The 24,592-nt window shown below is 70.0% G+C and carries 25 protein-coding genes; 13 read left to right on the forward strand and 12 right to left on the reverse strand.

Annotated features, from left to right (window positions below; all coding sequences use genetic code 11):
- The 4 genes from ACJ8AN_RS08940 to ACJ8AN_RS08955 all read left to right on the forward strand — a co-directional run.
- Nucleotides 1-220: hypothetical protein (locus ACJ8AN_RS08940; RefSeq protein WP_407754840.1), on the forward strand; the 220-nt coding region annotated here is incomplete at its 5' end.
- Nucleotides 221-612: 392 nt separating this feature from the next.
- Nucleotides 613-1,260 carry a TetR/AcrR family transcriptional regulator gene (locus ACJ8AN_RS08945; RefSeq protein ID WP_407754841.1) on the forward strand — a complete coding sequence of 216 codons (648 nt, stop codon included), beginning with the start codon at nt 613-615 and terminating at the stop codon, nt 1,258-1,260.
- 47 nt (nt 1,261-1,307) lie between these two features.
- The gene (locus ACJ8AN_RS08950) at nt 1,308-2,528 is read left to right on the forward strand and encodes a cytochrome P450 (RefSeq protein WP_407754842.1); all 1,221 of its coding nucleotides are present in this window, start codon (nt 1,308-1,310) and stop codon (nt 2,526-2,528) included.
- 25 nt (nt 2,529-2,553) lie between these two features.
- Nucleotides 2,554-3,801: a cytochrome P450 gene (locus ACJ8AN_RS08955; RefSeq protein WP_407754843.1), complete on the forward strand. Its 1,248-nt coding sequence runs from the start codon at nt 2,554-2,556 to the stop codon at nt 3,799-3,801.
- A gap of 183 nt (nt 3,802-3,984) precedes the next feature.
- On the opposite strand, the gene ACJ8AN_RS08960 is transcribed toward ACJ8AN_RS08955, so the two are convergent.
- The 9 genes from ACJ8AN_RS08960 to ACJ8AN_RS09000 all read right to left on the reverse strand — a co-directional run bounded on the left by ACJ8AN_RS08960 (nt 3,985) and on the right by ACJ8AN_RS09000 (nt 13,551).
- A complete protein-coding gene (locus ACJ8AN_RS08960; RefSeq protein ID WP_407754844.1) occupies nt 3,985-4,929 on the reverse strand; it encodes an alpha/beta hydrolase in 945 nt (314 codons plus the stop codon).
- A gap of 94 nt (nt 4,930-5,023) precedes the next feature.
- Complete coding sequence (locus ACJ8AN_RS08965) at nt 5,024-5,611, reverse strand: hypothetical protein (RefSeq protein WP_407754845.1); 588 nt, start codon at nt 5,609-5,611, stop codon at nt 5,024-5,026.
- Between the two features lie 33 nt (nt 5,612-5,644).
- Nucleotides 5,645-6,829 carry a hypothetical protein gene (locus tag ACJ8AN_RS08970; RefSeq protein WP_407754846.1) on the reverse strand — a complete coding sequence of 395 codons (1,185 nt, stop codon included), beginning with the start codon at nt 6,827-6,829 and terminating at the stop codon, nt 5,645-5,647.
- 237 nt (nt 6,830-7,066) lie between these two features.
- Entirely contained in the window at nt 7,067-7,750 is a 684-nt protein-coding gene (locus ACJ8AN_RS08975) for a hypothetical protein (RefSeq protein ID WP_407754847.1), read from the reverse strand.
- A 297-nt stretch (nt 7,751-8,047) separates the two neighbouring features.
- The gene (locus tag ACJ8AN_RS08980) at nt 8,048-8,962 is read right to left on the reverse strand and encodes a hypothetical protein (RefSeq protein ID WP_407754848.1); all 915 of its coding nucleotides are present in this window, start codon (nt 8,960-8,962) and stop codon (nt 8,048-8,050) included.
- 323 nt (nt 8,963-9,285) lie between these two features.
- Nucleotides 9,286-10,071, reverse strand: coding sequence for an SIR2 family NAD-dependent protein deacylase (locus tag ACJ8AN_RS08985; protein WP_407754849.1), 786 nt, complete (start codon nt 10,069-10,071; stop codon nt 9,286-9,288).
- Between the two features lie 516 nt (nt 10,072-10,587).
- A complete protein-coding gene (locus ACJ8AN_RS08990; RefSeq protein WP_407754850.1) occupies nt 10,588-11,061 on the reverse strand; it encodes an SMI1/KNR4 family protein in 474 nt (157 codons plus the stop codon).
- A 5-nt stretch (nt 11,062-11,066) separates the two neighbouring features.
- Nucleotides 11,067-11,735: a hypothetical protein gene (locus ACJ8AN_RS08995; protein ID WP_407754851.1), complete on the reverse strand. Its 669-nt coding sequence runs from the start codon at nt 11,733-11,735 to the stop codon at nt 11,067-11,069.
- 70 nt (nt 11,736-11,805) lie between these two features.
- Nucleotides 11,806-13,551 carry a hypothetical protein gene (locus ACJ8AN_RS09000; RefSeq protein WP_407754852.1) on the reverse strand — a complete coding sequence of 582 codons (1,746 nt, stop codon included), beginning with the start codon at nt 13,549-13,551 and terminating at the stop codon, nt 11,806-11,808.
- Between the two features lie 202 nt (nt 13,552-13,753).
- Between ACJ8AN_RS09000 and ACJ8AN_RS09005 the strand changes: the two genes are divergently transcribed.
- From ACJ8AN_RS09005 to ACJ8AN_RS09040, 8 genes are all read left to right on the forward strand, one after another.
- A complete protein-coding gene (locus ACJ8AN_RS09005) occupies nt 13,754-15,445 on the forward strand; it encodes a right-handed parallel beta-helix repeat-containing protein (protein WP_407754853.1) in 1,692 nt (563 codons plus the stop codon).
- 128 nt (nt 15,446-15,573) lie between these two features.
- On the forward strand, nt 15,574-15,954 hold the full coding sequence (locus ACJ8AN_RS09010; RefSeq protein WP_407754854.1) for a DNA-binding response regulator: 381 nt from the start codon (nt 15,574-15,576) through the stop codon (nt 15,952-15,954).
- Complete coding sequence (locus tag ACJ8AN_RS09015; protein WP_407754855.1) at nt 15,951-16,493, forward strand: DUF6232 family protein; 543 nt, start codon at nt 15,951-15,953, stop codon at nt 16,491-16,493. The genes ACJ8AN_RS09010 and ACJ8AN_RS09015 overlap by 4 nt, the downstream gene beginning before the upstream one ends.
- Before the next feature lie 42 nt (nt 16,494-16,535).
- Nucleotides 16,536-17,870, forward strand: coding sequence for an AHH domain-containing protein (locus ACJ8AN_RS09020; RefSeq protein ID WP_407754856.1), 1,335 nt, complete (start codon nt 16,536-16,538; stop codon nt 17,868-17,870).
- A gap of 39 nt (nt 17,871-17,909) precedes the next feature.
- On the forward strand, nt 17,910-18,485 hold the full coding sequence (locus tag ACJ8AN_RS09025; protein ID WP_407754857.1) for an imm11 family protein: 576 nt from the start codon (nt 17,910-17,912) through the stop codon (nt 18,483-18,485).
- Nucleotides 18,486-18,500: 15 nt separating this feature from the next.
- Nucleotides 18,501-19,232 (forward strand): M90 family metallopeptidase, encoded by a 732-nt coding sequence (locus ACJ8AN_RS09030; protein ID WP_407754858.1) that lies wholly within the window; start codon nt 18,501-18,503, stop codon nt 19,230-19,232.
- Between the two features lie 228 nt (nt 19,233-19,460).
- Nucleotides 19,461-19,970: a PTS sugar transporter subunit IIA gene (locus ACJ8AN_RS09035; protein WP_407754859.1), complete on the forward strand. Its 510-nt coding sequence runs from the start codon at nt 19,461-19,463 to the stop codon at nt 19,968-19,970.
- A 174-nt stretch (nt 19,971-20,144) separates the two neighbouring features.
- Complete coding sequence (locus ACJ8AN_RS09040; RefSeq protein WP_407754860.1) at nt 20,145-20,648, forward strand: hypothetical protein; 504 nt, start codon at nt 20,145-20,147, stop codon at nt 20,646-20,648.
- Between the two features lie 4 nt (nt 20,649-20,652).
- On the opposite strand, the gene ACJ8AN_RS09045 is transcribed toward ACJ8AN_RS09040, so the two are convergent.
- The 3 genes from ACJ8AN_RS09045 to ACJ8AN_RS09055 all read right to left on the reverse strand — a co-directional run bounded on the left by ACJ8AN_RS09045 (nt 20,653) and on the right by ACJ8AN_RS09055 (nt 23,187).
- Nucleotides 20,653-21,396 carry a GNAT family N-acetyltransferase gene (locus ACJ8AN_RS09045; protein WP_407754861.1) on the reverse strand — a complete coding sequence of 248 codons (744 nt, stop codon included), beginning with the start codon at nt 21,394-21,396 and terminating at the stop codon, nt 20,653-20,655.
- A gap of 97 nt (nt 21,397-21,493) precedes the next feature.
- The gene (locus ACJ8AN_RS09050) at nt 21,494-22,405 is read right to left on the reverse strand and encodes a DUF3396 domain-containing protein (RefSeq protein WP_407754862.1); all 912 of its coding nucleotides are present in this window, start codon (nt 22,403-22,405) and stop codon (nt 21,494-21,496) included.
- Nucleotides 22,406-22,629: 224 nt separating this feature from the next.
- Nucleotides 22,630-23,187, reverse strand: coding sequence for a hypothetical protein (locus ACJ8AN_RS09055; RefSeq protein ID WP_407754863.1), 558 nt, complete (start codon nt 23,185-23,187; stop codon nt 22,630-22,632).
- A 132-nt stretch (nt 23,188-23,319) separates the two neighbouring features.
- Here ACJ8AN_RS09055 and ACJ8AN_RS09060 point away from each other — a divergent pair, with 132 nt between their 5' ends.
- Nucleotides 23,320-24,396, forward strand: coding sequence for a saccharopine dehydrogenase family protein (locus ACJ8AN_RS09060; protein WP_407754864.1), 1,077 nt, complete (start codon nt 23,320-23,322; stop codon nt 24,394-24,396).
- The last annotated feature ends 196 nt before the right edge of the window (nt 24,397-24,592 follow it).

Below are 24,592 nucleotides of genomic sequence, written 5' to 3' on the forward strand. Positions count from 1 at the left end.
CCACCTCGAGCGGGACAAGGCCCAGGGCGCGTTGCGGCGCCACCTGCCGGGTTACGACAAGGAACTCGATTTTCAGAAGCTCCACCCGGGATATGGAGACGCCGTCCGCCGGGCACAGGCACTGGAGGTGGAGGCTGAGCGGCAGGCGGCACCGGGCCGCAACCCGACCACGGGCGTCCACCGGCTGACCGAGTCCATTCGTAAGGGTGGCAGCTCCTGAGAGTTCCGCGTCTCACTCGTAGTCGACTACGAGTGAGTGCCACTTGTGGAGCACCTGGGACTGCCCATGTCGAGGGCGAGAGTGGCTCCAGCGCAGGGGCTCGCCCAGCGCGCGTGGTGTTGAGCCCCAAGCCGTCACGGTGCCCTAGAAGCCCACGCCCCTTGCCGCCCCCCCTGCTGGGTGGGCCGCTTGGGCCGACGTGTGCCTACCCCCTCTGCTCCATCCCTCACCCTCAACACGGCTCCCATCCCGCCTGTACGCCTTCGGATTTGGTCCAAATTTGGTCCGACAAGACTGTTGACCCCCCGGGCTGCCGGGCGGGCGTCCACCCGGCCCCTCGGTTTCTACTGATTGAGCCAGCTATTCCGGATTCTGTAGACTGGTTCAATCCGATGAACGCTCGCACAACCTCACGAGTCAAACCCACGTCCCTGCGGCTGCGGATGAAGGAGGAGGCCCGGGCCTCCATCCTCGACGCGGCCGAGCAGGTGCTGGCCGAGCAGGGCCTGCACGCCGCGCGCATGGACGACATCGCCGCGCGCGTGGGCGTCTCGGTGGGGACGCTCTACAACTACTTCGAGGACCGGCAGCAGCTGCTGGAGGCCCTGCGCGACGTGCGCGGGCGCGAGCTGCTGGCCCTGCTCGACGCGGAGCTCGAGCGCAGCCAGTCCTCTCCCTACCGGGCGCGGCTGCACGGCTTCCTCCGCTGCATCCTGGAGCACTCCCGCACGCACTTCCGCCTCTTCTCCCTCCTGCTGGAGGACTCGCTGCGGCGCGGCGCCTCCCGCGAGGGAGACATGGACCGGCACCTGGAGATGTGGCGCGAGGTCTCCCTGCGCCTCGAGCACCTCGGCCGCCAGGGCGTGAAGGAAGGCGCCTTGCGGCCCGAGGACGCCCGCCACTACCCCGCGATGTTGTTGGACCTGATGCAGGGGCTCGTCCTGCGCCAGCTCATCGCGAAGCAGCCCGCGCCCGCCGACGAGCTGCTCGCGCCCGTGCTGCGCTGCTTCCTGGAGGGCGCCGCCCCCCGTCCCCGCTGAGTCCCCCTTCCACTCCTGTCGTCCACCCCCCAAGGAGCAGCCCCCCCATGAGCCTGCTGGACCACTTCGACTTCTTCCACCCCGACGTCATCAACAACCCGTACCCTTACTTCGCCGAGCTGCGCGAGAAGGCGCCCCTCTTCTGGATGAAGAGCCTCCAGGTCCACGTGCTCAGCCGCTACGAGGACGTGGCGTACGTGCTGAAGAACCCGGCCCTGTTCTCCTCCGTCGACATCCGCGTCGCGGGCAAGCGGCGCGAGGAGCGCTCCGCCATCAGCGAGTTCAGCTCGGTGTCCAACCTCATCTCCTCGGATCCGCCCATCCACACGCGCCTGCGCGGCATGGTGAGCCGCGCCTTCGTCCCCAAGCGCATCTCCGAGCTGGAGCCCCGCGTGCGCGAGCTGTCCCGGGGACTCGTGGCGGAGATGGCCGCCCAGGACGAGTTCGACTTCATGGACGGGCTGGCCTCTCCGCTGCCCGTCACCATCATCGCGGAGATGCTCGGCATCGAGGTGGCGCGGCGCCGCGACTTCAAGCGCTGGAGCGACTCGCTCATCTCCTCCACCTCCGAGTCCCTGCGCACCGGGAAGGCGTCGGACGAAGCCGTCCGCAGCGGCCAGGAGATGTCCGCCTACATGACGGAGATCGCCGAGAAGCGCCGCCGCGAGCCCAAGGGCGACCTCATCTCCCTGCTCGTGCGGGGCGGCGAGGGCGCCGAGCCCCTCACTCCCCAGGAGGTGAACTCCTTCGCCATCCTGCTGCTCATCGCCGGCAACGAGACGACCACCAACCTGCTCGGCAATGCCCTGCTCGCCCTCGTCCGGCACCCGGAGCAGTACGAGGCGCTGCGGCGCGACCCCTCGCTCCAGGCCTGCGCCGCCGTGGCCGAGGAGACGCTGCGCTACGACTCGCCCGTGCTGGGGCTGATGCGCCGCACCACCCAGGAGGTGGAGCTGGCCGGTGGGAAGCTGCCCGCGGACTCGACGGTGATGGTGCTGATGGCCTCCGCCAACCATGACCCGCGCAAGTTCCCCCACCCCGAGCGCTTCGATTTGCAGCGCGACACCACGGGCCTGCTCTCGTTCGGCCACGGCATCCACTTCTGCCTGGGGGCGCCGCTCTCGCGCCTGGAGGCCCCGGTGGCGCTCCAGGAGTTGATGGCCCGCGCCCCGCGGCTGGGCTTCGCGTCCCGCCAGCCCGAGCGCGTCGACTACGGCGGCTCGTTCTTCCTGCGCGGGCCCCGCTCGCTCTGGCTGCGCAAGAGCTGAAGAACCCGCACCCGGGAGACTGCCCATGACCCCTGAAATCAAACTCGCGACCCCGGAGATCCGGGCCGACCCGTACCCGACCTATGCCCGCTTGCGGAAGGAGTCGCCGGTCGTCGTCATCAAACACCCCATCTTCGGCAAGGCCTACTACCTCACGCGCTACGACGATGTCGTGAGCTCCTTCACGGACCCACGCCTCGCCAATGACCGCCGCAACGCCGTGGGGGGGAGGGATCCCCTGGACCGCTGGTGGGTGCCCCGCCTGTTCCGCATCTTCCAGAAGAACATGCTCTCCAGCGACGCGCCCGATCACCGCCGCCAGAGGGACCTCGTGCACAAGGCCTTCACCCCCCGGCGGGTCGAGGAGATGAAGCACACGGTGGAGAAGATCGTGGGCGAGCTGCTCGACGCGGCCCAGAAGCAGCAGACCGTCGACCTCATCGCCGGCTTCGCGCTCCCCCTGCCCCTGACGGTCATCTCGGAGATGATGGGCGTTCCCGAGGAGGATCGGCTGACGTTCCACCGGCAGATGGGCGGCCTGCTGGACAACCTCACCAGCCCCCTGGGGTTCCTGTCCCAGACCCCCAACGCCTTCAACATGATGCGCTTCTTCCGCAAGCTCATCCGCCTGCGCCGTGCGGAGCCCCGGGATGACCTGCTCACGGCGCTCGTGCAGGCGGAGGAGCAGGGGGATCGCCTCAGCGAGGACGAGCTCATCTCCATGATCTTCCTGCTGCTGCTGGCGGGGCATGAGACCACGGTGAACCTCATCGGCAATGGGACGCTGGCGCTCCTGCAGCACCCGGAGCAGCTCCAGAAGCTGCGCGAGAATCCCGAGCTGATCGGCTCCGCGGTCGAGGAGCTGCTGCGCTACGGCAACCCCGTCGACCAGCCCTCGCCGCGCTTCGCCCGGGAGGACATCCACCTGGAGGGGCACGTGATTCCCCGGGGCTCCACGGTGATGCCCCTGCTGGCCTCGGCGAACCGGGATGAAGCGGCGTTCGAGAACGCGGACACGCTCGACATCACCCGCAAGCCCAACCGCCACGTGGCCTTCGGCCTGGGAGCGCATTACTGCCTGGGGGCACCGCTGGCGAGGCTGGAGGGCACCATCGCGCTCCAGCAGCTGGTGCGGCGCTTCCCCCAGATGACGCTCGCCGTGCCCGAGCAGCAGCTGCGCTGGCGTGGCTCCATCGGTCTGCGGGGGCTCAAGGCCCTGCCGCTGCACCTGGGATCGTCCGAAGCCCGGGCCGCCGTGCCCGCGGCGGCCTGAGCCAGGTGGGGAAAGTCCTGTCAGGGTGCTCTCGGCGCGAAGAACGAGGCACCTTCCGGTCGCGTTTCGTCCCGACTGGTACGACCATCGGACCAGTTGCGGGAAAACGCGCCCGGAGCCTCCCCCCCTGACAGGACTTACCTGGCCGCGCTGGAGCGGCGCCGCGCAACCGGCACCTGGGCGTCAGCCGCGAGCCGCGAGGGCCCGCTTCAAGGCGGAGACCTGCCGGGCGATGAAGTCCCGGGAGATGGCGGCATCCCCGGCGAACAGCTCGAAGGCGTGGAAGGCGCCGGGCACCTCGTGCAGCTCACAGGGCACGCCACTGGCCTGGAGCCGGCGGGCGTACGCGACGTCCTCCTCGTGGAACAGGTCCAGGGTCCCGACGCCCACCCAGGCGGGCGGCAGTCCCGTCAGGTCCTCCATCCGCGCGGGCACGGCGTGCTTCGGGGTGGTGGGGGCACCGGGCGCCTGGCCCAGGTAGCTGGTCCACCCGAGGACGTTGCTGCCCGGCGTCCAGATGTATCTCCCGGTGCCCTTGTGGTCCGCGCGGGTGGCGGTCCGGTCGTCGAGCATCGGGTAGAGGAGCAATTGGAAGACGGGTTTGATCTGCTTCCGGTCGCGGGTCAGCTGCGCCAGCGCCGCCGCCAGTCCGCCGCCCGCACTGTCTCCTCCGATGGCGAGCCGGTCGGCGTCTATCTTCAGGGCGCCGGCCTGGGCGTGCATCCAGGAGAGCGCCGCGTAACAGTCCTCCAGCGGTGCGGGGAACGGGTGCTCGGGGGCGAGCCGGTAATCCACGGCGACCACCAGGATGCCCAGCTCCCGGGCGAACCGGGCGCAGACGGTGTCCGACTGCTCGGGTCTGCCGATGAGGTAGCCGCCCCCGTGAATCCACAACAGGGCCGCGCTGCCCGGAGCACGCTGGGGAGGCTCGTACTTCCGGACGCGGACGTCCGGCGCACCAGGCGGGCCGGGAATCCAGACGTTCTCGACGGTGATGCCCTCCGGGGCGCGCGCCGGGATGAGGCGTTGGAGGCCCCGCATGAGGGGCAGGATGAAGCGGTTGAAGGGGATGCTGGGAATCCAGCGGAGCGACTGCAACTCCGGGTGGAGGGAAGAGGGGGGCGGCATGGGTGCGCTCATCCTATGGTGGAAGGACACCCGGGAGGCGCCTCCGCGAGGACCGGGCCTCGGTGTCTGAACCCCGGGCGCGGGGGCTTCGCGCTCAGGCGCCCTCGATGTGGATGCTCGCCCGGCTCATGACGTGGTCCACCGCCAGCGGGTGCCAGGCCACCTGCTCGGTTCGGGCCAGTTGCTCCACCTCGGCGAGGGTGCCCGCGTCCTCCAGCCACGAGGTGAGCGACTCCTCCGCGAGCGTCCCGCCGCGGCCGAAGGCCTGGAGGAACCCGGGGCTCTCCACGTCGGGGTACGTCACCTGGCGCGCGGCCCGGATGTGCACCACGAAGCGCGCGGGCATGCCGCGCAGGGACTCGATGGGGTAGCTCTCGGGCACGGTGAGGTCCACCGCCAGTCCCTCGCCGGGCGAGCGGCCCACGAGCGCCTCGTACAGGCCCGGCAGCAGCGGCTCGGGCTGCACCGCGAGCCACACCTCCGTGCGCAGGCTGAAGGGAATGAGGTGGCCCTGCGAGTAGCCCGCCAGGTCGAGCAGCACCTCGTCTCCCCAGGAAATCGGCTCGCTGGGGTAGCGGTAGCACTCGGTGGCGTGGGCGTGCGCCAGCTCCAGGAAGCGCTCCTGGACCTGCTCGCACAGGGAGGAGTACCGCGGAAATCCAAGGGAGGAATGGGGGCTCATGGCGCGTGCGCTCGGACGGGTGGAGGGGAGGGGCTACTTGCCGCCGAAGAAGTGCTTGAGGCCGTCGCCGAGCTTCCTGGCGCCTTCCTTGATGGAACCGAGGTTGTTGACGACCGCGCCAGCCACGGAGGACGCCGTGGAGACGGCCGCGCCCACCTGCGAGACGATGGGGATGTTGGTGGCGGCGACGATGGAGCCCGCGGCGGTGATGCCGGAGGTCACCTTCGAGGCGACGCTCGCCTTGGGGTCGGCGATCGTCTTGGCGGCGATGGCCGTGTCGATGGCGGCGATGCCGATGTTGAGGCCCGGGGCGAACCGGCCGGCCATCTTGGCCGCCGTGCCCGCGCCCTTGGCGCCCAGCTTCGCCGCGGCCTCGGCGCCCTTGGCGGCGTCGACGATGGCATCCCCCGTCTTGAGGCCCGTCTTCGCCGCGTCGGTGAGGCCATGGGCGCCACCCGCCGCGACCTTCCCGCCCGCCTTGGTGATGCCGCCCTCGAGCTTCCCGGCGAGCGTGTCCCCGCCCACGGCGCGCAGCGCATCCGCGGCGCCCTGCTTCACGGTGACGCCCAGGTTGGCCATCGTGCCCTTGGAGCCGGCGAGCGCTCCGAGCACGTCCACGCCGCGCAGCGGCTTGCCGGAGAGCACCGCCTCGGCGGCCTTGGCGGCGATGTTCTTGCCCGCCTGGCTGTGGGTGCCGAGGGCCGCCTGGGCCGCGTCCTTCAGGTTCTTGAACTCCTTGCCCGATTGAATCATCGCGGCCAGGTCGAGCCCGCCCTTGGCGGTGGTGAGCACGCTCTTGCCCAGCGCGAGGGCGCTGCTGGAGATGGCCTGGGCGCCCTCGCCATTCTGGATGGCGCCGGCGAGGCCCGCGGCGTTGGCGCCGATGCCAGCGACGCTGGCGGCCAGACCTCCGCCCGCCTTCAGCTTGCCCAGGGCACCCGCGGCGCCTGAGGCGTGAGCGGCGTCGGTGGCGTTCCCCACGTACTTCCCGAGCAGGTTCTGCTTCGCGGCGGCCGCCTGCGTCTTGCTCGCGGGCTCCATGACGTCCTGAGAGTGGAGGGAGCCGGGCTTGGAGGCCGCCGGAGCGCTCTTGGGAGGCGGGGTGAGCTGGGGGGCGCTGTGGGTGCGCGTGAGCGCCGGCTTGGAGCCGGTGCCGGGCAGGGGCGCCGAGTTGGAGCGGGTGAGCGAGGGGCGGGCGGCGGCGATGGGCGTGGTCATGGGCTTCTCCGGGGTTGGGGTGCGCGGTGGCTCGCGCTGACGTGCCCAACCCAGAGCAGGAGGTGTGCCAATGCCCACGCGGCCCGACAGGAGCGCCCAAAGTGCCCATTTCCCTCGGGAAACGCCCACGAGCCGGGGGGTCCCGGGGGCGGAAGGGGGAGCGGACCCTGGTGACTCGCGTTCGTCCTGGTGACTGCTGTCACCACGCCCGAGTCATCACGGCCCGCCCCCGGGCGCTCAGTTCATGTCCCAGCGCGCGGCGATCTCCTCGCACGCCAGGTGCACGTCGCCCAGGCGCCGCTGCTGGGCCTTGGGCGCGACGAACACCTTGCCGGCGAACACGTCGAAGACGCGCACCAGCCGGTGGTCCACCTCGCCCTGCTGCTTCAGGTTCTGCTCGGCGAAGAGCTGGAGCACGGTGGCGATGTACTGGCCGGAGGCGTCGTCCAGCGGCGTGTGCTTGGAGAAGTAGAGCTTGAGCAGCCCCGAGCGCATCACGCCGTGGCGGTCCACGCTGCGCAGGAGCAGCTCCGGGCGCACGTTGATGGACACGCCCGCGAGCGCGAGCGGAGGAAGGCCCTCGTCGGCGGGGCTGGCCACGGCGTGGGTGAGGGCCAGCTCGCCCGAGGCCTTGAGGAAGTGCTGGAGGGCCTCGGCGCACAGGGCGAGCCGGTGGGCGTCGAAGTCGTCCTCGGGGATGGCGTTGAGGAGGCGGTGCTGGTGGTAGCGGAGGATGCACTCGTCGCGGCCGCCGCAGAGGAACTCGATGATGGCCTGGGCGGCCTCGGGGTAACGCAGGTACTTGGGGTCACACGGGTGCTTCTGCGCGTGGATGATGCGCTTGCGCAGCGCGGGACGCGCGGTGAGGTACTGGCCGAGCTTGTTGACGGAGACGCACGGATTCTCACGGATATCAGCCACGGAAGACCCTTCCTTGCCGGTGTTGGGCATGAAGCAACACTACCGGACGGGTCTGACATGCCTGGCCCGAGGGACAGGCCCGGGGAAACGCCCTGGCGCAGAGGGAAAAGGGGGTGGGATACCCACCCCCATGGGTCACTTCCCAGCCGCTTCCGCCTCCACCGTCCAGGGCGGCGGAAGCGCCCGCGGTGAAGCGCGAAGCCAGGGGCCTGCCGGGCTCGGTTTGGAGCAACTGGTCCGATGGTCGTACCAGTCCGTGAAAAGCGCGCCCGGAGGGCTCGCCCCCGGTGGGGCCGCTCACTTCATGCAGGCGGCCCAGCCGCGCTTGCCGTTCTCCATGTTCAGCACGAACTGGCTGCCCGAGGTGGTGATGTAGACCGCGTCGTTCCAATCACCCAGGGCCGCGTCGAAGTGGCCGTTGAGGCCGTTGAGGCCGCAGGTCGCGCCGCTCACGCTGGTGAGGTTGAGCTGCGCCGTGCCCGGGTCCCCCGCCTTCCACGTCCAGGCCCCGTCGAACTCGTTGATGTCGAGGCAGACGGCCGTCGCGTGGATGTTCACCGGGTACGTATGGGCACCGGGCTTGAGGGTGAGCTTCCAGTAGGAGCCGTCGTTGAAGACCCGCACCTCGTCCGGGTTCGGCTTGTCGTCGAACGCCCACCCGTACGAGTAGATGGCGCCGGAGCTGTCCTTGAGCGGCACGGCGTAGTTCTTCACGTCCTGCAGGAAGCACTGGCGGTTGCTGGCCGCGGCGGCGATGACCTTGTCGCCGGAGTACGACTGCTCGCCGGTGCTCCAGCTGACCTCGATGCGGCCGGCCGAGCTGTTCACGCACCGCGCGTAGGCGATGAGGTGCTTGCCGGCCTCGGGCTGGACGTAGAGCTCGTAGTTGCCGTTGGCCGCCTTGCGCACGCCGGCCATGGCCGGGTAGGTGCCGCCCGAGTAGAGGTAGGCGCCAATCGGCCGCAGGTGGCCGCCGATGCCCGTCAGGAAGCACGTGCGGCCCACCGAGGTCCCGATGTCCACCGAGCTCATCTTGGTGTCGCCCCAGGAGTAGGTCCAGTTGCCCGAGAAGGCCGCCTCGCTCACTCCGAGCTGGCTCGGGCCGTCGTTCATGGCATCCATGGCGGGTTCTTCCAGGCCACCGCCGCACGCGGCGAGGGACAGCGACATCACGGCGGACAGCGAGAGGGTCTTGGCGGATTTCGTGAACATGTTCGTGGCTCCTTGTCTGGTTTGTCTTTGCATCTGCTGTGGATGCAGGGAGCCATTCCAAAGAGCGTGCCAGAGCCCACGCGCGAGTCCGGAGTGCTGCCGTACCGCGCGCCAGCGACGTGCGCGGCGGCCATGGCGAGGCACTCGCGAGGGGCCTTTTCCCCTCTAGAAAAGCCTCATTCGAGCCCATGCGCCCAGGCGGTGGACGTGGGGCCCGTGCCGGCCGCGCGGGTGCTGGTCGTGCCTCGGTGCGGAGTGCCGGCACGGGTTGTGCCCGTGCCGCGGGGCCTGTGCCAGCCGTGCCACGTGTGCCACCCGTTGTGTCAGCTGGCGCCGGAGGGGCGCGAGTCGGCGCCGAGCAATTCCTTCACGCGCTCGAGCACCGGGGGGAGCACCTCGCCGATGCCCGCGTCGATGCGCAGGTGGGCCCGCTCGTCGAAGGGCGTCTCGCCCCGGTTGAGCAGGATGAGCCGGGCACCCAGCTCCAGCGCCACGCGCGGCATCTCGTTGGCCGGAGACACCACCAGCGACGAGCCGATGGCGAAGAACACGTCGGACTTCTCGGACTCGGCGAGGGAGCGCTCGATTTCCCTCGCGGGCAGCGGGTCCCCGAAGTTCACCACCGACGAGATGATGCGGCCCTTGCAGATGGGGCAGCGCGGCTGGCCCTTCTGGGGAGGCTGGGTGCGGTAGCCCTCGCCCCACACGCGCCGGTCCCACCCCACCTGGCTGAAGCTGAAGCGGCTATCGCACGCCAGGCACCGCATCAGCTGGCCGTTGCCGTGCAGCTCCGCGAGCTTGTCGCCGGGAAAGCCGGACTCCAGGTGCAGGTTGTCCACGTTCTGCGAGATGAGGAAGCGCAGCTTGCCCAGGCGTTCCAGCTCGACGAGCGTGTGGTGCGCGACGTTGGGGCGGATTTGGGAAGCGGGCTTGCCCCACTTCGGCGGTGGCAGGCCCGCGTCGCGGCGCGTCCACACGCCATCGGGGCCACGGAAGTCGGGCAGGCCCGAGTCGGTGCTGATGCCGGCCCCCGTGAAGGCCACCAGGTGACGGCTGGCGGCGAGCCACTCGGCCGCCTGTTCAATCTGTCGCTTCAGGGGGTCACTCATGGTCGGTCCTCGCTGACCCGTGAAAAAGGCCGGACGGGTGGAAACCGTCGGCATCGCCCAGGCCATCCCCCCCGGACGGGGGTGCAGGGCGGCTCGGGGCTCGGGGGCGAAGGGCCGGGCGTGCGCGGGGGGAGCGGGCAGGGGAGCGATGCGATGCCTGGGTTGTCCGTAACCCCGGCGAGCGCCTGGGCACGCCCAACGAGTACCAGCCCTGTGCGCGCGGACGGTGCTCAGAGGGGGAAGCGCGCGCCCACCTGGCACGCAGCGTTGCCGCTTTCTCTCGAAGTTCGTCGAGAGTGAGCGGGTCGAGTGCTCGCCCCCGGTGTGCCACCGCATGGCAATTCGGGCAGAGCAATAGAAAGTCCTTCTTTTCGGGAGTCTTCACACCCTGGCCGATGAGCCGCGTGTGGTGCACGTGAATCAGAGCCTCGTATTCGGCGCCGTAGACGCCCAGGCTTTGATCATGTTCGAAACTCGATGTGAAGGGAATCCGTCCATGGCGAGTTCAGGACTGGCTCAGTCCGCGGGATGAGTCAACCAGAACGCGCGTCCTTGGTGATGCAGCATCTGCTCCAGGAAACGAGAGAAGGAGTCTGTAATCTGCTTGCACTCCTCCGGTACCAACATGGCTTCATGGAAGCCGTCGATGATGGGGTAGAGGCCGTTGAGAGGTGTGCTCACATCGATGATGATGCGATCACTATCGGGGAGATCTGCGATGACATACCAGGATGCCAGGCCCCACTCGTCAGTGTCCGAGCCTCGCATATCCACGCGGGCGCGGCGGAGCTGGGACAACGCGCGGAATCGGCAAGGAGAGTTTGAGCGCTGGAAAAGTGTCGCCCCATCGCAGTGAAGGTAGAATGCGCGCAGATCCGGATCCAGGCGCCACCCTTGTTGCTTCTCAAATGCTTCAATCTGCCCAGGGGAAGCGGGAGGATTGGGAAAGTGATGACGGGAGATCTCTTCGAGCAGATGTTCCATCGGCATGAAAGTCAGTCCGTATACGGCCAGTGGGGCCCCGCTTTGTTCCAGTCTCCTTTTCCGGAGTAGCAAGCGATATAGGCCGAGTTGATCACGAGATGGGTATCCGGCGGTGCGGGCAGCACGTTGCCATCCGCCAGTGGGTCGCCACCGTGCCGGATGTCTCGAATATGGTGACCAGGCCAGTTCTCCTCGTTGGGCTCGGTAGGCCACTGCCCGAATTCACCGGCCCATTTCCGCCGAAAGGCATCCGTCCCGTTTTTCCAGGCGCTGCGCCGTTGGTCCTGATCTGCCGCGACAGGATAATCGCAGCAGCAGTGTTTGATGGCCAGACGTCCTCCCGCCGATAGAGGAAAGCCAAGAAACCGCGTCTGGGTGTCTGTTTTGATGTCGGCCAGCCATATGCAGCCCATCAATTTGTAACCGAGTGAGGAGCATCTGGCCTGGCAGTCGTCCAGCCACTCCTGGCGGCACTGCCATGGCCCGTAGTAGATGGCGGTCTGAATCGTGCCACCTGCAGGGTTGGGGAGTTCTGGGCCAACCCACTTCCGCGTAGGGGGTGGAGGGGTGGGCGCAGTGCCGCTTCCACTCAGGGGGAGCAGGAGCGCAACGCCGCATGCGAGTGTTCTTCCGGTCTTGCTGGCCAAAAAATGCACCGCCTTCCTGTTGGAATTCGCCAAGGGAGATTACATCCAACTGGCGCGAGCGCCCCGCGTGAACGGACTCCAGCCCTGAGCGCGCGGACGGTGCTCAGAGGGGGACGCGCTCGCCCACCGGTGGCGGCGTGAAGGGCCGCAGCGCGTCGTCCTTCCAGCGCAGGAAGACGAAGGACGGGTCCTCGAGCGGCCTGTCGAAGGTGAAGCCGAGCCGCGTGGCGCCCTGCTCGTCCGCGGCCAGCACCGTCACCGTCAGCTCCTCCAGCTTCACCTGGTCTCCCTGGCGCAGGGGATGGGCCGGGCCGCGGAATACCGCCTCGAACTCGCTGGTGAGGAAGTGGCCCCGCGTGAGCGAGAGCTCGAGCGAGTCCGGCCCCGTGCGGGTGAGCACGTGCGGCTCGGGGGACAGGGAGAGCTGCCACCACGCGTGCGGTGGCGGCATGCCGCGCGTGGCCAGCACCATCGGCACGTACATGCCCACGGCCGGCGCCGGTATCGGCAGGGCGATCACCCGCTGCCCGGGGAGCCGCTGGTAGTCCAGCTCGCGCTCGAGCGTCTGGAGCATCGGCTCCGTCCCACTGCGCAGTTGCAGGAAGGCGAGCGTCATCAACGGCCAGAGCAGGGGCGCCACCACGAAGTGCGAGAAGGCGAGCACGCCCGCGCCCACCGCCACGCCTCGGGAGCGCGAGCCCTCGGCCTTCGCGCGCCACGAGGACACGAGCACCAGCGCCACGGCCACCGAGGCGCCCAGCCCCGGCACGAGCAGCAGGCGGTTGGCGGGGAAGGTGGCGGCCACCGGCAGCAGCGACAGCGCCGCGCCGAGGAAGAGCCAGCGGCAGTGCCGGCGCTCCTCGGCGTCGACGGACGGCCACGCGGCGCGCACCAGCGCCACGAGCAGGCCGAGCCCGAGCAGCCCCAGGCCCACCAGCACGGGCCGGGCCTGGACGAGCAACCAGAAGTCCGCGGGCACCGCCAGCACCAGTCCGCCCATGAGTGTCGGCACTCGAGCCAGCGCGGCCCCGAGGAAGCGCACGGGCTCGCCCACCGGGTCCACGTAGGAGCCCGAGCCGTAGGCGCCAAAGCCTCGCAGCTTGTACATCCCCAGGTAGATGAGTCCGAGCAGCGCCGCCGGGGCGATGGCGCGCAGCCGCTCCTTCACGCCGCCCTTCTCTCCGAGCAGCTCGTAGGCCAGCACGTACGCGAAGACGCCCAGCGCCGTTTCTCCGCCCATCAGCCCCACGGCGAGCCCGGCCAGCGACAGGGGCAGGGCCCACGTCCGGTGCCGCTCGCGCCACTCGAGGTGCATCCACAGGCCGAAGAGCGCGGGCACCGAGGCCACCAGCGCGTTGCGGTTGGCGATCCACCCGGCGACCATGAAGTGCGCGCCGTCGATGGAGAAGAGCAGCAGCGCGAGCGCTCCGAGTCTCCCCGGCAGGAAGCGCCGCAGCAGCGCGCCGAAGAGCGCCACCATCCCCAGGTACCACGCCAGCGAGTGCAGGTGCCCGCCCACCGGGTCGCGGCCGAAGAGGTGGTAGTCGAGGTTGGCGAGCGCGCTCGACAGGGGCCGCCAGAAGGCGAGCTTGAGCTCGGGCAGCGTCCACCAGGGGTAGGGCCCGTGGTCCATCAGGCGCCGGAGGTGCCCGGCATCCCCGCCCGCGAAGCGGAACAGGTCCGAGGGCGAGCCCATGGCGTCATGGCCCTCGAGGATGAGCAGGTGGATGTAGTCGTCGCTGACGAAGCCCACCCAGACGGTGGGCAGGGAGAGCACCAGCGCCGCCAGCAGGGAGAGCCAGAGCACGCGCGGGAAGGCGAGCCACCGGGCTCGGGAAGGGGAGTCCATGGGCCCGTCGTAGTCCACTTCGTCAGCTCCGGGGAGGCCCCCGCGTCCTCTGCGCCGCACCTCTGGAGGAGACGTCAGCGCGGGGCGTGAGTCCCATCGGGCGTCCAGAGCTGGTCACTCGGCCGCGCTGAGCCGGGGGTGCGCGTCAGGCCGGGCGGTATCGTGAATCCTGTTTCGAGTCTGGAAGAGGAGTCGCGACACCATGAGCCGAGCGGATGCGAAGCACCTGGCGCTCCTCGTCGTGGGCCTGGCCCTGGTGGGGGCGGGCTGCGACGAGCATGGCCATCCACCTGTCACCTACGAGCCGCCCGCGACGCCTCCCTCGCTGCAGGAGCTCTCCGCGTCGCCCGCGTCCGTGGGCCCGGGCGAGGTGCTGCGCCTGGGTGCCACCGCGAAGGACTCGCGCGGCGGTTTGTTCTTCGCGTGGACCACGACGGCGGGCACCGTGAGTGGCCCGTTGGGCAGCGGCGAGCGCGGCGAGGCCCTCTGGGTGTCTCCCTCCTGCCTGCCCTCCGGTGTGCCGCCCACGGTGACGGTGACGGTCACCAATGCCGTGGGGCTCAGTGCCTCGCACACCTTCCCGGTGAGCTGGACGGGTCCCGACTGCACGCGGCCCGCGTGTGCCTTCGCGCTCGAGACCGGACGCGTCTCGCTGGCGGCGGATTGCACCACGGACCTGCCGCTGTTCATCCCGGACGGCCATGCCTTCGATGGCCAGGGACATACCCTCACGGCGGTGGAGCCATCGGGCGGCCACTTCACCGGCGCCGTCCTCCGCAACCGGGGGAGCACGGCGCGCGTGCGCAACGTGACCGTCACCGCGAGCGGATTGGCGGATGTCTGTGAGGCCGGGGCGGCGAGGCTGCGCGGCATCCTGCTCGAAGGGGCTTCGGGAGAAGTGGTGGACAGCACGGTGAGCGGGCTCGCGAAGGGCTCGAGCACGAGCGGCTGTCAGGAGGGCTTTGGCATCGAGGTGCGCAACGACGACGCGAGCCGTGGGCCCTTCCGGGTGGACGTGCTGCGCAACCGCGTCTCGGGGTACCAGAAGGCCGGCATCCTGGCCATCGGCGCCGTGGAGGTGACGATCGACGGCAACACGGTGGAAGGCGGAGGGCCCGTGGCGCAGATCGCCCGCAGTGGCATCCAGGTGGGCAACGGGGCCCGGGGGAGCGTCACGGACAACAGCGTCTCGGGGAACGCGTATACCGGCGCCTCGGGGGACGCCGGTGCGGGCATCGTTGTCTCGGGGGGCAGCTACTACGGCGCTGGCACTGCGCTGAGCACCGGGCTCGTCATCGAGGGCAATACCCTCGCGGACAACGACATCGGCATCTCGCTCTCGCAACTGGAGGGCCCGGGCGGGGCCGCTCCCTCGACGCCCACGCGCATCCGCGTGGCCAGCAACGTGTTGAGCAACGGCGCGGCGACGAACCCCACGTACCAGGCGGCGATCGCCGACTTTGGCACGGGCAATGTCATCACCTCGAACACCGTTTCCGGCGCGGGCTACGACCCGGCCACGGCGGCCGGCCGCACCTTCTCCGTGGACGTGGTGGCGGTGGGGCCCGCGGCGGCGCTCACGTTCCTCACACCCGCGTATGACATCGCGACCGGCGCCTGCTCGGGCGGGGTGACCGTGCAGAGCCAGGACTCCGCGGGCAACCTCGTGCCCTCGGCGGGGACGTTCTCCCTGGCGGCCTCGGGTCCGGTGGGCGCTGGCGTCACCTTCCACGCGGACCCGGCGTGCACCGCGGCGGCCCTCTCCACCGTGGACCTCTCGGGGCCGCAGGCCGAGGCGACCTTCTATTTCAAGTCCTCGCAACCGGGCGCGGCCACGGTGTCGGTGTCCGGAGGCGCGTTGAGCCCGGCCTCGCAGAACCACACCGTCCACTGAGGCGGGCGTGGCAATCCGCCAGGGCGCTCTTGCACGCTGCCACGCCGCGCCGCGGTGCGTCGGAGGTGCTCCCGAGGGAAGGGGCCAAGGGCATGTGACTTGCTGATGCACGAGGGGGAGGAGCCGCCATGCGCCACCCCTTGCCGAGCTGCGTCATCCTCGGGCCGGATGCGGACGAGTCGCTGCGCTCGTTGTTGAGCGACGTGCTGAGCGACATGGGCATTGCCCTGCGTCCCTCGGGGGGCGCGCAGCGGCCGGACGTGGTGCTCGCGCTGGTGCAGCGCGAGGACACCGTGTCGCGGGTGATGCAGGTGGCTGGGAATGAGGCGGGAGCGGCTCCTGTCTTCGTGCTGCTGCCCTTCGAGGACGAGCGGTTGCGGCGCCTGGCGATGAACCTGGGCGCGTGCGGCTGCTACGCGCTGGGCACGCCGCTGGAGGAGCTCAAGGGGCTGCTGCGCGGTGTGGCGGACGCCTGGGGAATGCGTGGTGAACGCGGGAGGCACGGATGATGGAGCATGAGTCCTGGCCGGTGGCGCAGTCGCGTGGGAGGCCCGTGTTGAGGGTGGTGCCCTCGCTGGCGCCACAGCCGCGGACCCCCTCGGGCGAGCGGGTGCTGGTGGCGGCGGAGGGTTTCCGGCTCACCAGCGAGCGGCTGGAGGCGGCGGGCCGCTCGTGGCGCCTGGAGGAGCTGAGCGGTTTCGGCACGCGGCACGAGGCCCCGGGCTTCAAGCTGCCGCTGCTGGTGGGCGCGGTGGCGGCGCTGGTGGTGCCCTCGTTGTTGCTGCAGCCGGGCTCGTTCCGGGTGACGGCGGCGTTGGTGGTGGCCACGGTGCTCGTCTTCGCCTCCATCGCGCGGCTGGTGGTGGCGGCGGACACGTACTGGCTCACCGTGCGCACCGCCGAGGGCGAGCGCCAGGTGCTGCGCTGCCATGACCATCAGCTCTTCGCCCGCGTGGTGGAGGAGCTCGGCGAGGTGCTCGTGCCCCCCGAGCCCAAGCCCGTGGCCCCCGCCGCGGTGCCCGCGCGCCGGCTCGCCCTGGTGCGCTGACACCCCGCTCGGGGCACGGGGTGAGGCGTAGAGTGGAACGGCATGTTTCCGCGTGCCGTCCTCGTCCTCTGCCTGCTGCTGCCGCTCTCGTCGCGAGCCACTCCGCCTGAAGGCGAATCGCGCCTCACGCTCCTGGAGCCCGTGACGGTGAGCGAAGCCTCCAGCCCCGTTCCTGGCCGTGGGCTCGCGCTCTCCTTCAAGCGCCTTCCACCGGACCTGGCCCTGGCGCGGCTCTCCGTCGAGGACGCGCGGGTGTTCATCGAGGCCCTGGAGGAGGCCTTCCCGGTACCGAGGTCGCTGTCGGGGCCGCCTCCCGCGAAGCGGTTCCTGGTGGGGGCGGCCATGACGGGCACCCTTCTGGGGCCATCGCCGGGTGCCCGGTATTCGGACCTGGAGAGAAGGCTGCGCGCGGGCTACGAGGAGCTCCTCGGCCCTTCAGCACTGCCGCTGCTGTCCTCCCTGGAGGACAGCCGGTGGTTCCAGGCCCTCGAACTGTCGCCCCGTTACATGGGCGACGGCGTGCGCGAGGCCGCCATGGAGCTGCTCAGTTCTCCGGCCGTCGCCTACTCCCTGGCCCTGTCGATGATGCTGTACATGGCGGCATGGGTGGCGCCCGAGCCCGTCTTCTCCAAGGCGTTGGCCGCGGCGGTCACCGTCGGACTGTTGATGACCTACACCGCGGCGGAGCTCTACACCGTGGGGATGGCCTGCCTGACTCTGTACCGGGAGGCGGAAGCCGCGAGGACCCCGGAGCAGTTGGAAGCGGCGGCCGAGCATTTCGGGAAGGCTATAGGAGGTGTGGGACTGCGGGTGCTGGTGACGGTGGCGGGCGCGAAGCTCGCCAAGGGGCTGCCAGAGGTGCCCAGAGGGGGACTGTGGGCGCGCTTCTCGCCTCCACGCTTCTCCTTCCCGGGAGGGGCCGCGCGGGGAAGCTTCATCGTGGGAGCGGGGACTCGCGCGCAGGTGAGCGTGGCCAATGGCACCGTGGTGCTCATGGGCGTGTCCGCGAATACGGCGGCCTCCGCGCTCGCTTCGGCAGTGGCCGCGGCCCGGACGTCAGGTGACTGCCGGCCCGAATCGGACAAGAGCGATGCGAAGGGACACCACATCGCCACCGACAAGAACGACATCTCCGACGCCAGCGGTGGCCCCTGGACGCCTGCGTTCAAGAAACTCTTCGCGCGCGCGGGGATGAGCCTCGATGATCCCGCGAACATCGTCTATCTCATCGGCCACGTGGGCCCTCATCCCGAGGCGTACCACCGAGAGGTCTATACGCGCTTGGAGTCCGCGCTTGGGATATGCCAGGTCCAAACGGAGTGCCGAGCGAAACTCGTAGATGCATTGGACAAGCTCGCAGCCGATATCTGTCTGTAAGTCCGGCTCAAGGCTCAACAAACTCATCTCGAAGAAGCCATGAACACGTCAAGACGATATTTCGAATTGCGGGACAACCTGTACATCCCCGGACGGTGGCATCTGAGCACTCCGGATGTGGATGAAAATGGGCAGCAAATAAACCCCTGGCAATTCAAGTATGGGGAGGTCGTCGAACTGGAGGCAGCGCCGTTGCTCCACATGGACCCGCCCGGCCATCCCCTCGAATTCACCCTGACGGGCCTGACGGTTCCGCTGGTCAACGGCCGCGTCGTCTCGCTCTTCGAGCGCCTGGGCCTCGAGCGGGAGGTCCAATTCATCCCCACCCGCGTGCAGGGTTTCACCGAGCCCTATTTCCTCCTCAATGCCCTGCGCGTCATCCGCTGCATCGACGATGCCCGTTGCGAGGAGGTGCAGTACTGGCTCCCCGAGGACAACCGTCCAGACAAGGAGGGCCAGTACCGGGTTGTCGCGGGTTTGAAGGTGGACCCGGAGAAGATAGACGCCGACGTCTTCCGCCCCTGGGGTTGGACGGTCATCCTCATCGTCTCCGAGCGCGTCAAGCAGGCCCTGGAGAGCGAGGGCATCACCGGCACCCGGTTCATCGAGGCCTGAGCTAGCCTCGCGCCCATGCCCGGCCTCTTCCGCGCCCTGCGCCGCCGCCGCCTGCTGCTCCGCCCCTTCCCTCCCGAGTGGCTCGGCTACCTGGAGGCTCGCGTCCCCTTCTTCCCGCAGCTCGCCCCGCCCCTGCGCGAGCGCTTCCTCGAGCAGCTCAAGCTCTTCGCCTGGGAGAAGGAGTTCATCGGCGCCGGGGGCTTCACCCTCACCGACGAGGTGCGCGCCGTGGTGTCCGCCACCGCCGTGCGCCTGGTGGTCCACCTGGACCTCTCCTATTACGACCGGCTGCGCGAAATCATCGTCTACCCGGACGCCTTCCGGATTCCCGACCGCACCGGCGTGGTGCTCGGCGAGGCCAGGCACTGGGGCACCGTCATCCTCTCGTGGCAGTCCGTGCTCGCCGGCCTGCGCAACCCGAATGACGGGCACTCCACCGCCACCCACGAGTTCGCCCACGTGCTCGACCGCGAGGACGGCGCCTTCGACGGCACCCCCCAGCTGCGCCGCTACTCGCACTACCGCGCCTGGGCCTCCGTCATGGGCGAGCACTTCCTCGCCCTGCGCCAGGGCCAGCGCCTGGAGCGTCAGGTGCTCGATGAGTACGGCGCCCTCAACGAGGCCGAGTTCTTCGCCGTCGCCACCGAGTCCTTCTTCGAGAAGCCCCAGCAGATGCGCGAGAAGACCCCGGACCTCTACGCCGAGCTCCAGCGCTTCTACGGGTGGAACCCCGCGCTCGACTCCTAGGAGCCCCAACGGGCCCACGCTCCCCGTGCCGCCGAGCCGGTGGCGCAACTGCGGGCCGCTCGGAGCGCCGCTCGCTGCGGGGCCCTGCGGGTGCGCCAGCCGACAGCGCGGGAGGGGTGGGGCGGCGTCTCGGAACGGTGGGGGTTGCCGATGCGTCCCACCATTCCGAGCATGTGCTGGAGGGCGCCCGGACCGCCGCATGGCGCGCGCTCCCTGGGGAGGTGAGTGATGCGCTTCACCGATTTCCTGTCGGAGGACTGCATCTGTCCGGACCTGCGGGCCCGCGACAGGAGTGGGGTGTTGCATGAGCTGGCCGGGATGCTCGCGGCGAGGTCGCGCGCGCCGGTGCAGCAGCTCGAGGCGCAGCTCGAGGCCCGGGAGCGCATCTCCAGCACGGCCATTGGCGAGGGGGTGGCCATCCCCCACTGCCGCTCCGAGCGGTTGCGGCAGATGACGGTCTGCGTCGCCGTGGACCCCGAGGGCGTGGACTTCGGGGCCCGGGATGGACGGCCGGTGCGCCTCTTCGTGACGCTCGCCTCGCCCACACACGCGCCGGGCACCCACCTCAACGTGCTCGCGCGCATCGCCGCGCTGTTGAGGGATTCGCGGCTGCGGCAGGCCCTGGTGGAGGCGCCCTCCGCCGCCGCCATCCACGCGCTCCTGGTGAAGGCCGAGGACGCCTACCTCTCCGGCCAGTCCCGCCAGGACGCCAGCGCGCACCACGTCAGCGGCCCCTGAGCCTTCGCCGCCCCGCGTGCGCCGGGCGCCCCGCTCCTGCTCCGAGCGGGCGTGACGGCTTTTCCCGCGTCCCCTCGGGGCGGTGACGGATTGTCTCGTGGCTCCGGAGGGGCCGCGCGCCATGCTGTCCGTCCCGCGCCGTGCGGGAGGCGGCTTCGCTCTCGGAAGCGCCCCGTGGCATGGGCGCTGCAAACTCTGCTGCTCCATGGCTCCGAGTACGACGTGCCCAAGGGCGCCACCTTCTCCGCCCGCTCGTGGGCCGCCGGGGTGGCGCCGGGCGTGCACTTCTACTTCACCGGCCATGCGCCCGAGGGCTTCTGGGTGGGGCCTCACCTGGAGCTGTCGACGCAGCGCCAGTCCACGCGCAACACGTTCATCATGGTGCCAGGGCAGGAGGAGCTCCTCGCCGTCGAGGGAAGCTCCCGGACGGTGAACTACGGCGGGAGCGGGAGCGTGCGCGTGGGCTACACCGCCATCCTGTCGCCGGGGCTGACGGTGCAGGTGGGGGCGAGCCTGGTGGCGCGGAACAGCCGCACCACGCCCTTCACCTCGAGGATTGTCGAGCCCTCGAGGATTACCGAGCTCCCGGGGGGAGCAGGCCTGCTCGGTACGGGCTCCGAGCTCCGGGGCTGGTCGGTGGCCGCGCGCATGACGGTGGGCCTGGGCTGGGCGCTCTGAGGGGCTACTCCGCGTCCGTCTCCGGCGCGCTCTTGGCGGGGGCCGCGCTGGCCGTCTTCTTCCGAGCGCCCCCGGAGGCGCGCGGGGCCCGGGGCTTCCTGCCGGCGAGCGCCGGTCCGCTGACCTCCTCGGGCATGAGGCCGGTGGTGGGGCCGGCGCCGGGGGCGTGGGCGATGCGGGGCTTGATGCGGCGCGGGGGGAGCAGGTCCGGCTCGCCGGGCACCTTCTGCGCGAGGAAGATGGCCGCATCCAGCTTGTAGAAGTTGCGGGCGCGGTACCAGGAGAGCGCGGACTCGTTGTTCTCGGCCACCTCCAGCACCAGGTGGGTGCAGCCGCGGGTGCGCGCCAGGTGCTGGAGCTGCTCCATGATGAAGCTGCCCACGCCCCGGCCCTGGTAGTCCGGGTGCACGGCGAGCTCCTCGACGAAGAGCGGCCGCATGCCCCGCTTCTCGAACCAGCGCGGGTTGACCCAGTTGTCGTCGCCGGTGGCCTCGTAGGCGCACTCGGAGTAGCCGACGATGTCCCCGTTCACCTCGTAGACGAGCTGCTCTATCCACTCCGAGGAGTACACCTCGAGGAAGCGCCGCTTGGAGCGGGGCCGCTGGTACTCGACCGTCTCGCGGTTGACGTCGCGGAAGACGAGCTTGAGGAACTCCCAGGCCCGGTTGAGGTCGCGGCGGTGGATGCGCCGCACGCGCACTTCCAGAGTGTCCTTCTTCTTGCGCGAGGCGGGTTTCGGCTCACTCATGGCCCCCTGTCCTAGCCGACTCGGGGGCGCGATGCGCGCGGAACCGTACGCGACCAACCACTGCCCATCATTGGGGCCGGCGAAGGCACCGGCGAGGTCAGTCGAGAAACCGGCGTTCCCAGCGGTGGACGTGCTCGGGGACCTCGAGGTGCGCGAAGCGGGACACGGTGCGGTAGAGCCAGGGCTCCAGCACGCGCGCCAGCTCCCGGTAGGCGGGCAGCACGTCGCCCCGCTCGGTATCGCCCGCCTCGGGCCTCGGGCCCAGGGTGACGACGACCCGCTCCTCCTCCAACTCCTGCACGGTGGTCCCCGGCGAGTGCAGCCGTGCCCGCAGGCCCGCGGCTCCCCCCAGCTCGCCCAGCACGGGCTGGCCCAGGAAGTTCAGCCAGTGCACTCCCTTCACCCGCGTGCCAATGTCGGACGCGAGGAGGGAGGGGTCGGGAATGTCCATGCCCGGGTAGCGGAAGCAATACTCCTGGACCTCCTCCACTGCGCCCAACAGGTTGCGCTCGCTGTTGAAGGAGAGTCCGGCGTGGCCCGAGGAGAGGGGAAGGGGGGCCGCCAGCTCCAGCGCCAGCTCGCGCACCCGGCCCGGGCCGTGCTGCTCGAGGTACTCGGTGGGCAGCCAGAAGGACACCGCCGACACCAGGTTCGAGCCGTCACTGTCCCAGGGGAGGGGCTCGAGTGAGCTCCCCGTGTATTCGAACCGATAAGGCTGTTCGCCAGATGTATCCGCCAGTTGGACTCGGAGCTGGCGGCGGCTCAGTAGCTCGTCTCGGATACGTGCCCAACCTGCGTCATCGAGTTTCTGCCATTGACCCGCCCGCTCCGAATAGTCGCTCAGTCCGTTCTGTCCTATCGCACGCAGGTACGTGTCCAGGGAGCGGACGACCCCCGCGGCTATCCGCACATGCGGGTGGCGCATGTAGAACGTGAGGCTCAAGCCATCACGAAACAGAAAGTATCCGCGCTCCGCGTAGATGCGGATTCTCGGAATGGACTCACTCATCGAATGACTCCCAGTCGAGGGACGACGCGCGCGGGTTTCGGCGCCAATATCCGTTCATACACCTTGCCTTGATCAAGACGCGCATAGGGATGGTCATCCGGGTACTTGCTCCATGGAGGAGTCTCGTCGGTGTTCACGCAGGGGAATTTGAAGTCATAGACCTCCTGGGGCTGGAGCGGGTCACCCTGGTGGATGACCACGTCGGGTTTGAGCGAGCCCTTCAACTAGCCGATGTTTCCTGACTCCTCCAGGGCCCGTTCCTCCTCGGGGCTGACCCGCTTCCAACGTCCCGTTTTCGTGTCGTAGCGATAACGCGGCTCCAGGCTGAATCCATTCGGCCGCAGCTCGCTCAGCCGCTGCCCGGCGCATTCCAGGGCCACCTCGTGCATCTCCGTGCCGAGCTGCATGGCCCACGTCATGCCCTTGCGCTTCGCGTTCTTCGCGAGCTCATTGCATTCGTCGGCGTTGGGAGACAGTCCTTCGAAATCCCCCTGGTGCCGCAGGAGAACCTCCGAGCGGGCCAGGTCGGCGCATTCGGCGAGTGCCTTGTCGATGGAGTCTCTTGTCGTCCTGTCGAGCGCCACCCGCAGCACGGCGCTGACGGAGGCCACCTCCTTCCCGTAGAGCGCGATGCAGGCGGAGAGGCTGTGCCGGCAGGCGGCGGAGGGCGAGTCGAGGGTGTAGCCCAACGAGGTGCCGCGAACCGGAGCGCTCGCACAGGCCCCGAGGAGCACGCTGCTCACGAGCACCCACCCCGCTCGGACGAGGCTGTCGTACGGCATGTCCGCCTCCCATCGCGGCCCGGCTGAACGGGGAGGCCCAGTGTCCATGGCACCCCAACGCGGACTCCAGGTGTCCACCGGTGGAGTTTGCAGGGCTGAACGTTTCCGCCCCATGGCATAGGGTGCCGCCTCGTGAATCCTCCGACGAACACGCCCCCCCGTTGGTTGCTGTATGGCGCCACCGGCTACACCGGTGTCCTCATCGCCGAGGAGGCGGTGCGCCGCGGGCACCGGCCCGTGCTGGCGGGCCGCTCGCGCGAGAAGCTCGCGCCCCTGGCCTCCCGGCTCGGCCTCGAGTCCGTCGCCGTGGGGCTCGACGATGCGCGCGGCCTGGTGTCCGCCCTCCAGGGCCTGCCCCTCGTGGTGCACGCCGCCGGCCCCTTCGTGCACACCAGCGAGCCCATGGTGCAGGCCTGTCTCTCCGCCGGCGCGCACTACCTCGACATCACCGGCGAGATTCCCGTCTTCGAGAACACCTTCCGCCACGACGCCGAGGCGAAGGACCGCGGCGTGGTGCTCATGTCCGGCGTGGGCTTCGACGTGGTGCCCACCGACTGTCTCGCCCGCTACGTCGCCGACAAGCTCCCCGGCGCCCACGAGCTGGACCTGGCCATCGCCGTCGTCTCCCAGGCGAGCGCTGGCACCACCAAGTCCGCCCTCGAGGGCCTGCCCTCCGGCGGCTTCGTGCGCCGCGGTGGCCACCTGCGCCCCTGGCCCATGGGCAAGGGCGTGCGCCAGGTGCGCTTCCTCGACCAGGAGCGCACCGTCATGCCCATCCCCTGGGGCGACCTCGTGACGGCCTGGCACTCCACCGGCATTCCCCACATCACCACCTACATGGCCCAATCGGCCGCCGTGGCCCACGCGCTGCGCTTCACCTTCCCCGTGCTCCGGCGGCTGCTGGCCGTGGACGCGGTGCGCGGACGGCTGGCCCGGCTCGTCGAGTCCAACGTGCGCGGCCCGGACGAGCAGCTGCGCCAGACGGGCTACAGCCAGGTGTGGGCCGAGGCCCGCGCTCCGGACGGCCGGCGCGTGGCGGCGTGGCTGCAGACGCCCGAGGGCTATGCCTTCACCGCGAAGTCCACCGTGCGCGCCGTGGAGGAGGTGCTCGCCAGCGAACGGCGCGGCGCCTTCACCCCCGCCCAGGCCTTTGGCGCCGACTTCGCCCTCTCCATCGAGGGCGTCCGCCGCGAGGACGCACCCGCGTAGGCCCCCCTCCCGCCCGGCCGCCCCCCCTCCAGGCGGAGGAGCCCATGACGAGACGGGCCGGGTCACCGTCGCCCCGGGGGGAGGGGAACCTCCAGGCGGTGGGCCGTACGCGCCCGGGGAGCGCTTCCGGGGTATTCTCGGGGCCGTGCGGCGGTGTCCCTCGCCGCCCGTGGTGAGCGCGGAGCCACCCCGGCCC

Origin of the sequence: Archangium sp. (assembly GCF_045802675.1) — a bacterium.
Taxonomy (GTDB): Bacteria; Myxococcota; Myxococcia; order Myxococcales; family Myxococcaceae; genus Archangium.

Coding starts and splice junctions, on each gene's coding strand:
- ACJ8AN_RS08945 (WP_407754841.1), top strand. CDS start 613: ATGAACGCTCGCACAACCTCACGAGTCAAACCCACGTCCCTGCGGCTG.
- ACJ8AN_RS08950 (WP_407754842.1), top strand. CDS start 1,308: ATGAGCCTGCTGGACCACTTCGACTTCTTCCACCCCGACGTCATCAAC.
- ACJ8AN_RS08955 (WP_407754843.1), top strand. CDS start 2,554: ATGACCCCTGAAATCAAACTCGCGACCCCGGAGATCCGGGCCGACCCG.
- ACJ8AN_RS08960 (WP_407754844.1), bottom strand. CDS start 4,929: ATGCCGCCCCCCTCTTCCCTCCACCCGGAGTTGCAGTCGCTCCGCTGG.
- ACJ8AN_RS08965 (WP_407754845.1), bottom strand. CDS start 5,611: ATGAGCCCCCATTCCTCCCTTGGATTTCCGCGGTACTCCTCCCTGTGC.
- ACJ8AN_RS08970 (WP_407754846.1), bottom strand. CDS start 6,829: ATGACCACGCCCATCGCCGCCGCCCGCCCCTCGCTCACCCGCTCCAAC.
- ACJ8AN_RS08980 (WP_407754848.1), bottom strand. CDS start 8,962: ATGTTCACGAAATCCGCCAAGACCCTCTCGCTGTCCGCCGTGATGTCG.
- ACJ8AN_RS08985 (WP_407754849.1), bottom strand. CDS start 10,071: ATGAGTGACCCCCTGAAGCGACAGATTGAACAGGCGGCCGAGTGGCTC.
- ACJ8AN_RS08990 (WP_407754850.1), bottom strand. CDS start 11,061: ATGCCGATGGAACATCTGCTCGAAGAGATCTCCCGTCATCACTTTCCC.
- ACJ8AN_RS09000 (WP_407754852.1), bottom strand. CDS start 13,551: ATGGACTCCCCTTCCCGAGCCCGGTGGCTCGCCTTCCCGCGCGTGCTC.
- ACJ8AN_RS09005 (WP_407754853.1), top strand. CDS start 13,754: ATGAGCCGAGCGGATGCGAAGCACCTGGCGCTCCTCGTCGTGGGCCTG.
- ACJ8AN_RS09010 (WP_407754854.1), top strand. CDS start 15,574: ATGCGCCACCCCTTGCCGAGCTGCGTCATCCTCGGGCCGGATGCGGAC.
- ACJ8AN_RS09015 (WP_407754855.1), top strand. CDS start 15,951: ATGATGGAGCATGAGTCCTGGCCGGTGGCGCAGTCGCGTGGGAGGCCC.
- ACJ8AN_RS09020 (WP_407754856.1), top strand. CDS start 16,536: ATGTTTCCGCGTGCCGTCCTCGTCCTCTGCCTGCTGCTGCCGCTCTCG.
- ACJ8AN_RS09025 (WP_407754857.1), top strand. CDS start 17,910: ATGAACACGTCAAGACGATATTTCGAATTGCGGGACAACCTGTACATC.
- ACJ8AN_RS09030 (WP_407754858.1), top strand. CDS start 18,501: ATGCCCGGCCTCTTCCGCGCCCTGCGCCGCCGCCGCCTGCTGCTCCGC.
- ACJ8AN_RS09035 (WP_407754859.1), top strand. CDS start 19,461: ATGCGCTTCACCGATTTCCTGTCGGAGGACTGCATCTGTCCGGACCTG.
- ACJ8AN_RS09045 (WP_407754861.1), bottom strand. CDS start 21,396: ATGAGTGAGCCGAAACCCGCCTCGCGCAAGAAGAAGGACACTCTGGAA.
- ACJ8AN_RS09050 (WP_407754862.1), bottom strand. CDS start 22,405: ATGAGTGAGTCCATTCCGAGAATCCGCATCTACGCGGAGCGCGGATAC.
- ACJ8AN_RS09055 (WP_407754863.1), bottom strand. CDS start 23,187: ATGCCGTACGACAGCCTCGTCCGAGCGGGGTGGGTGCTCGTGAGCAGC.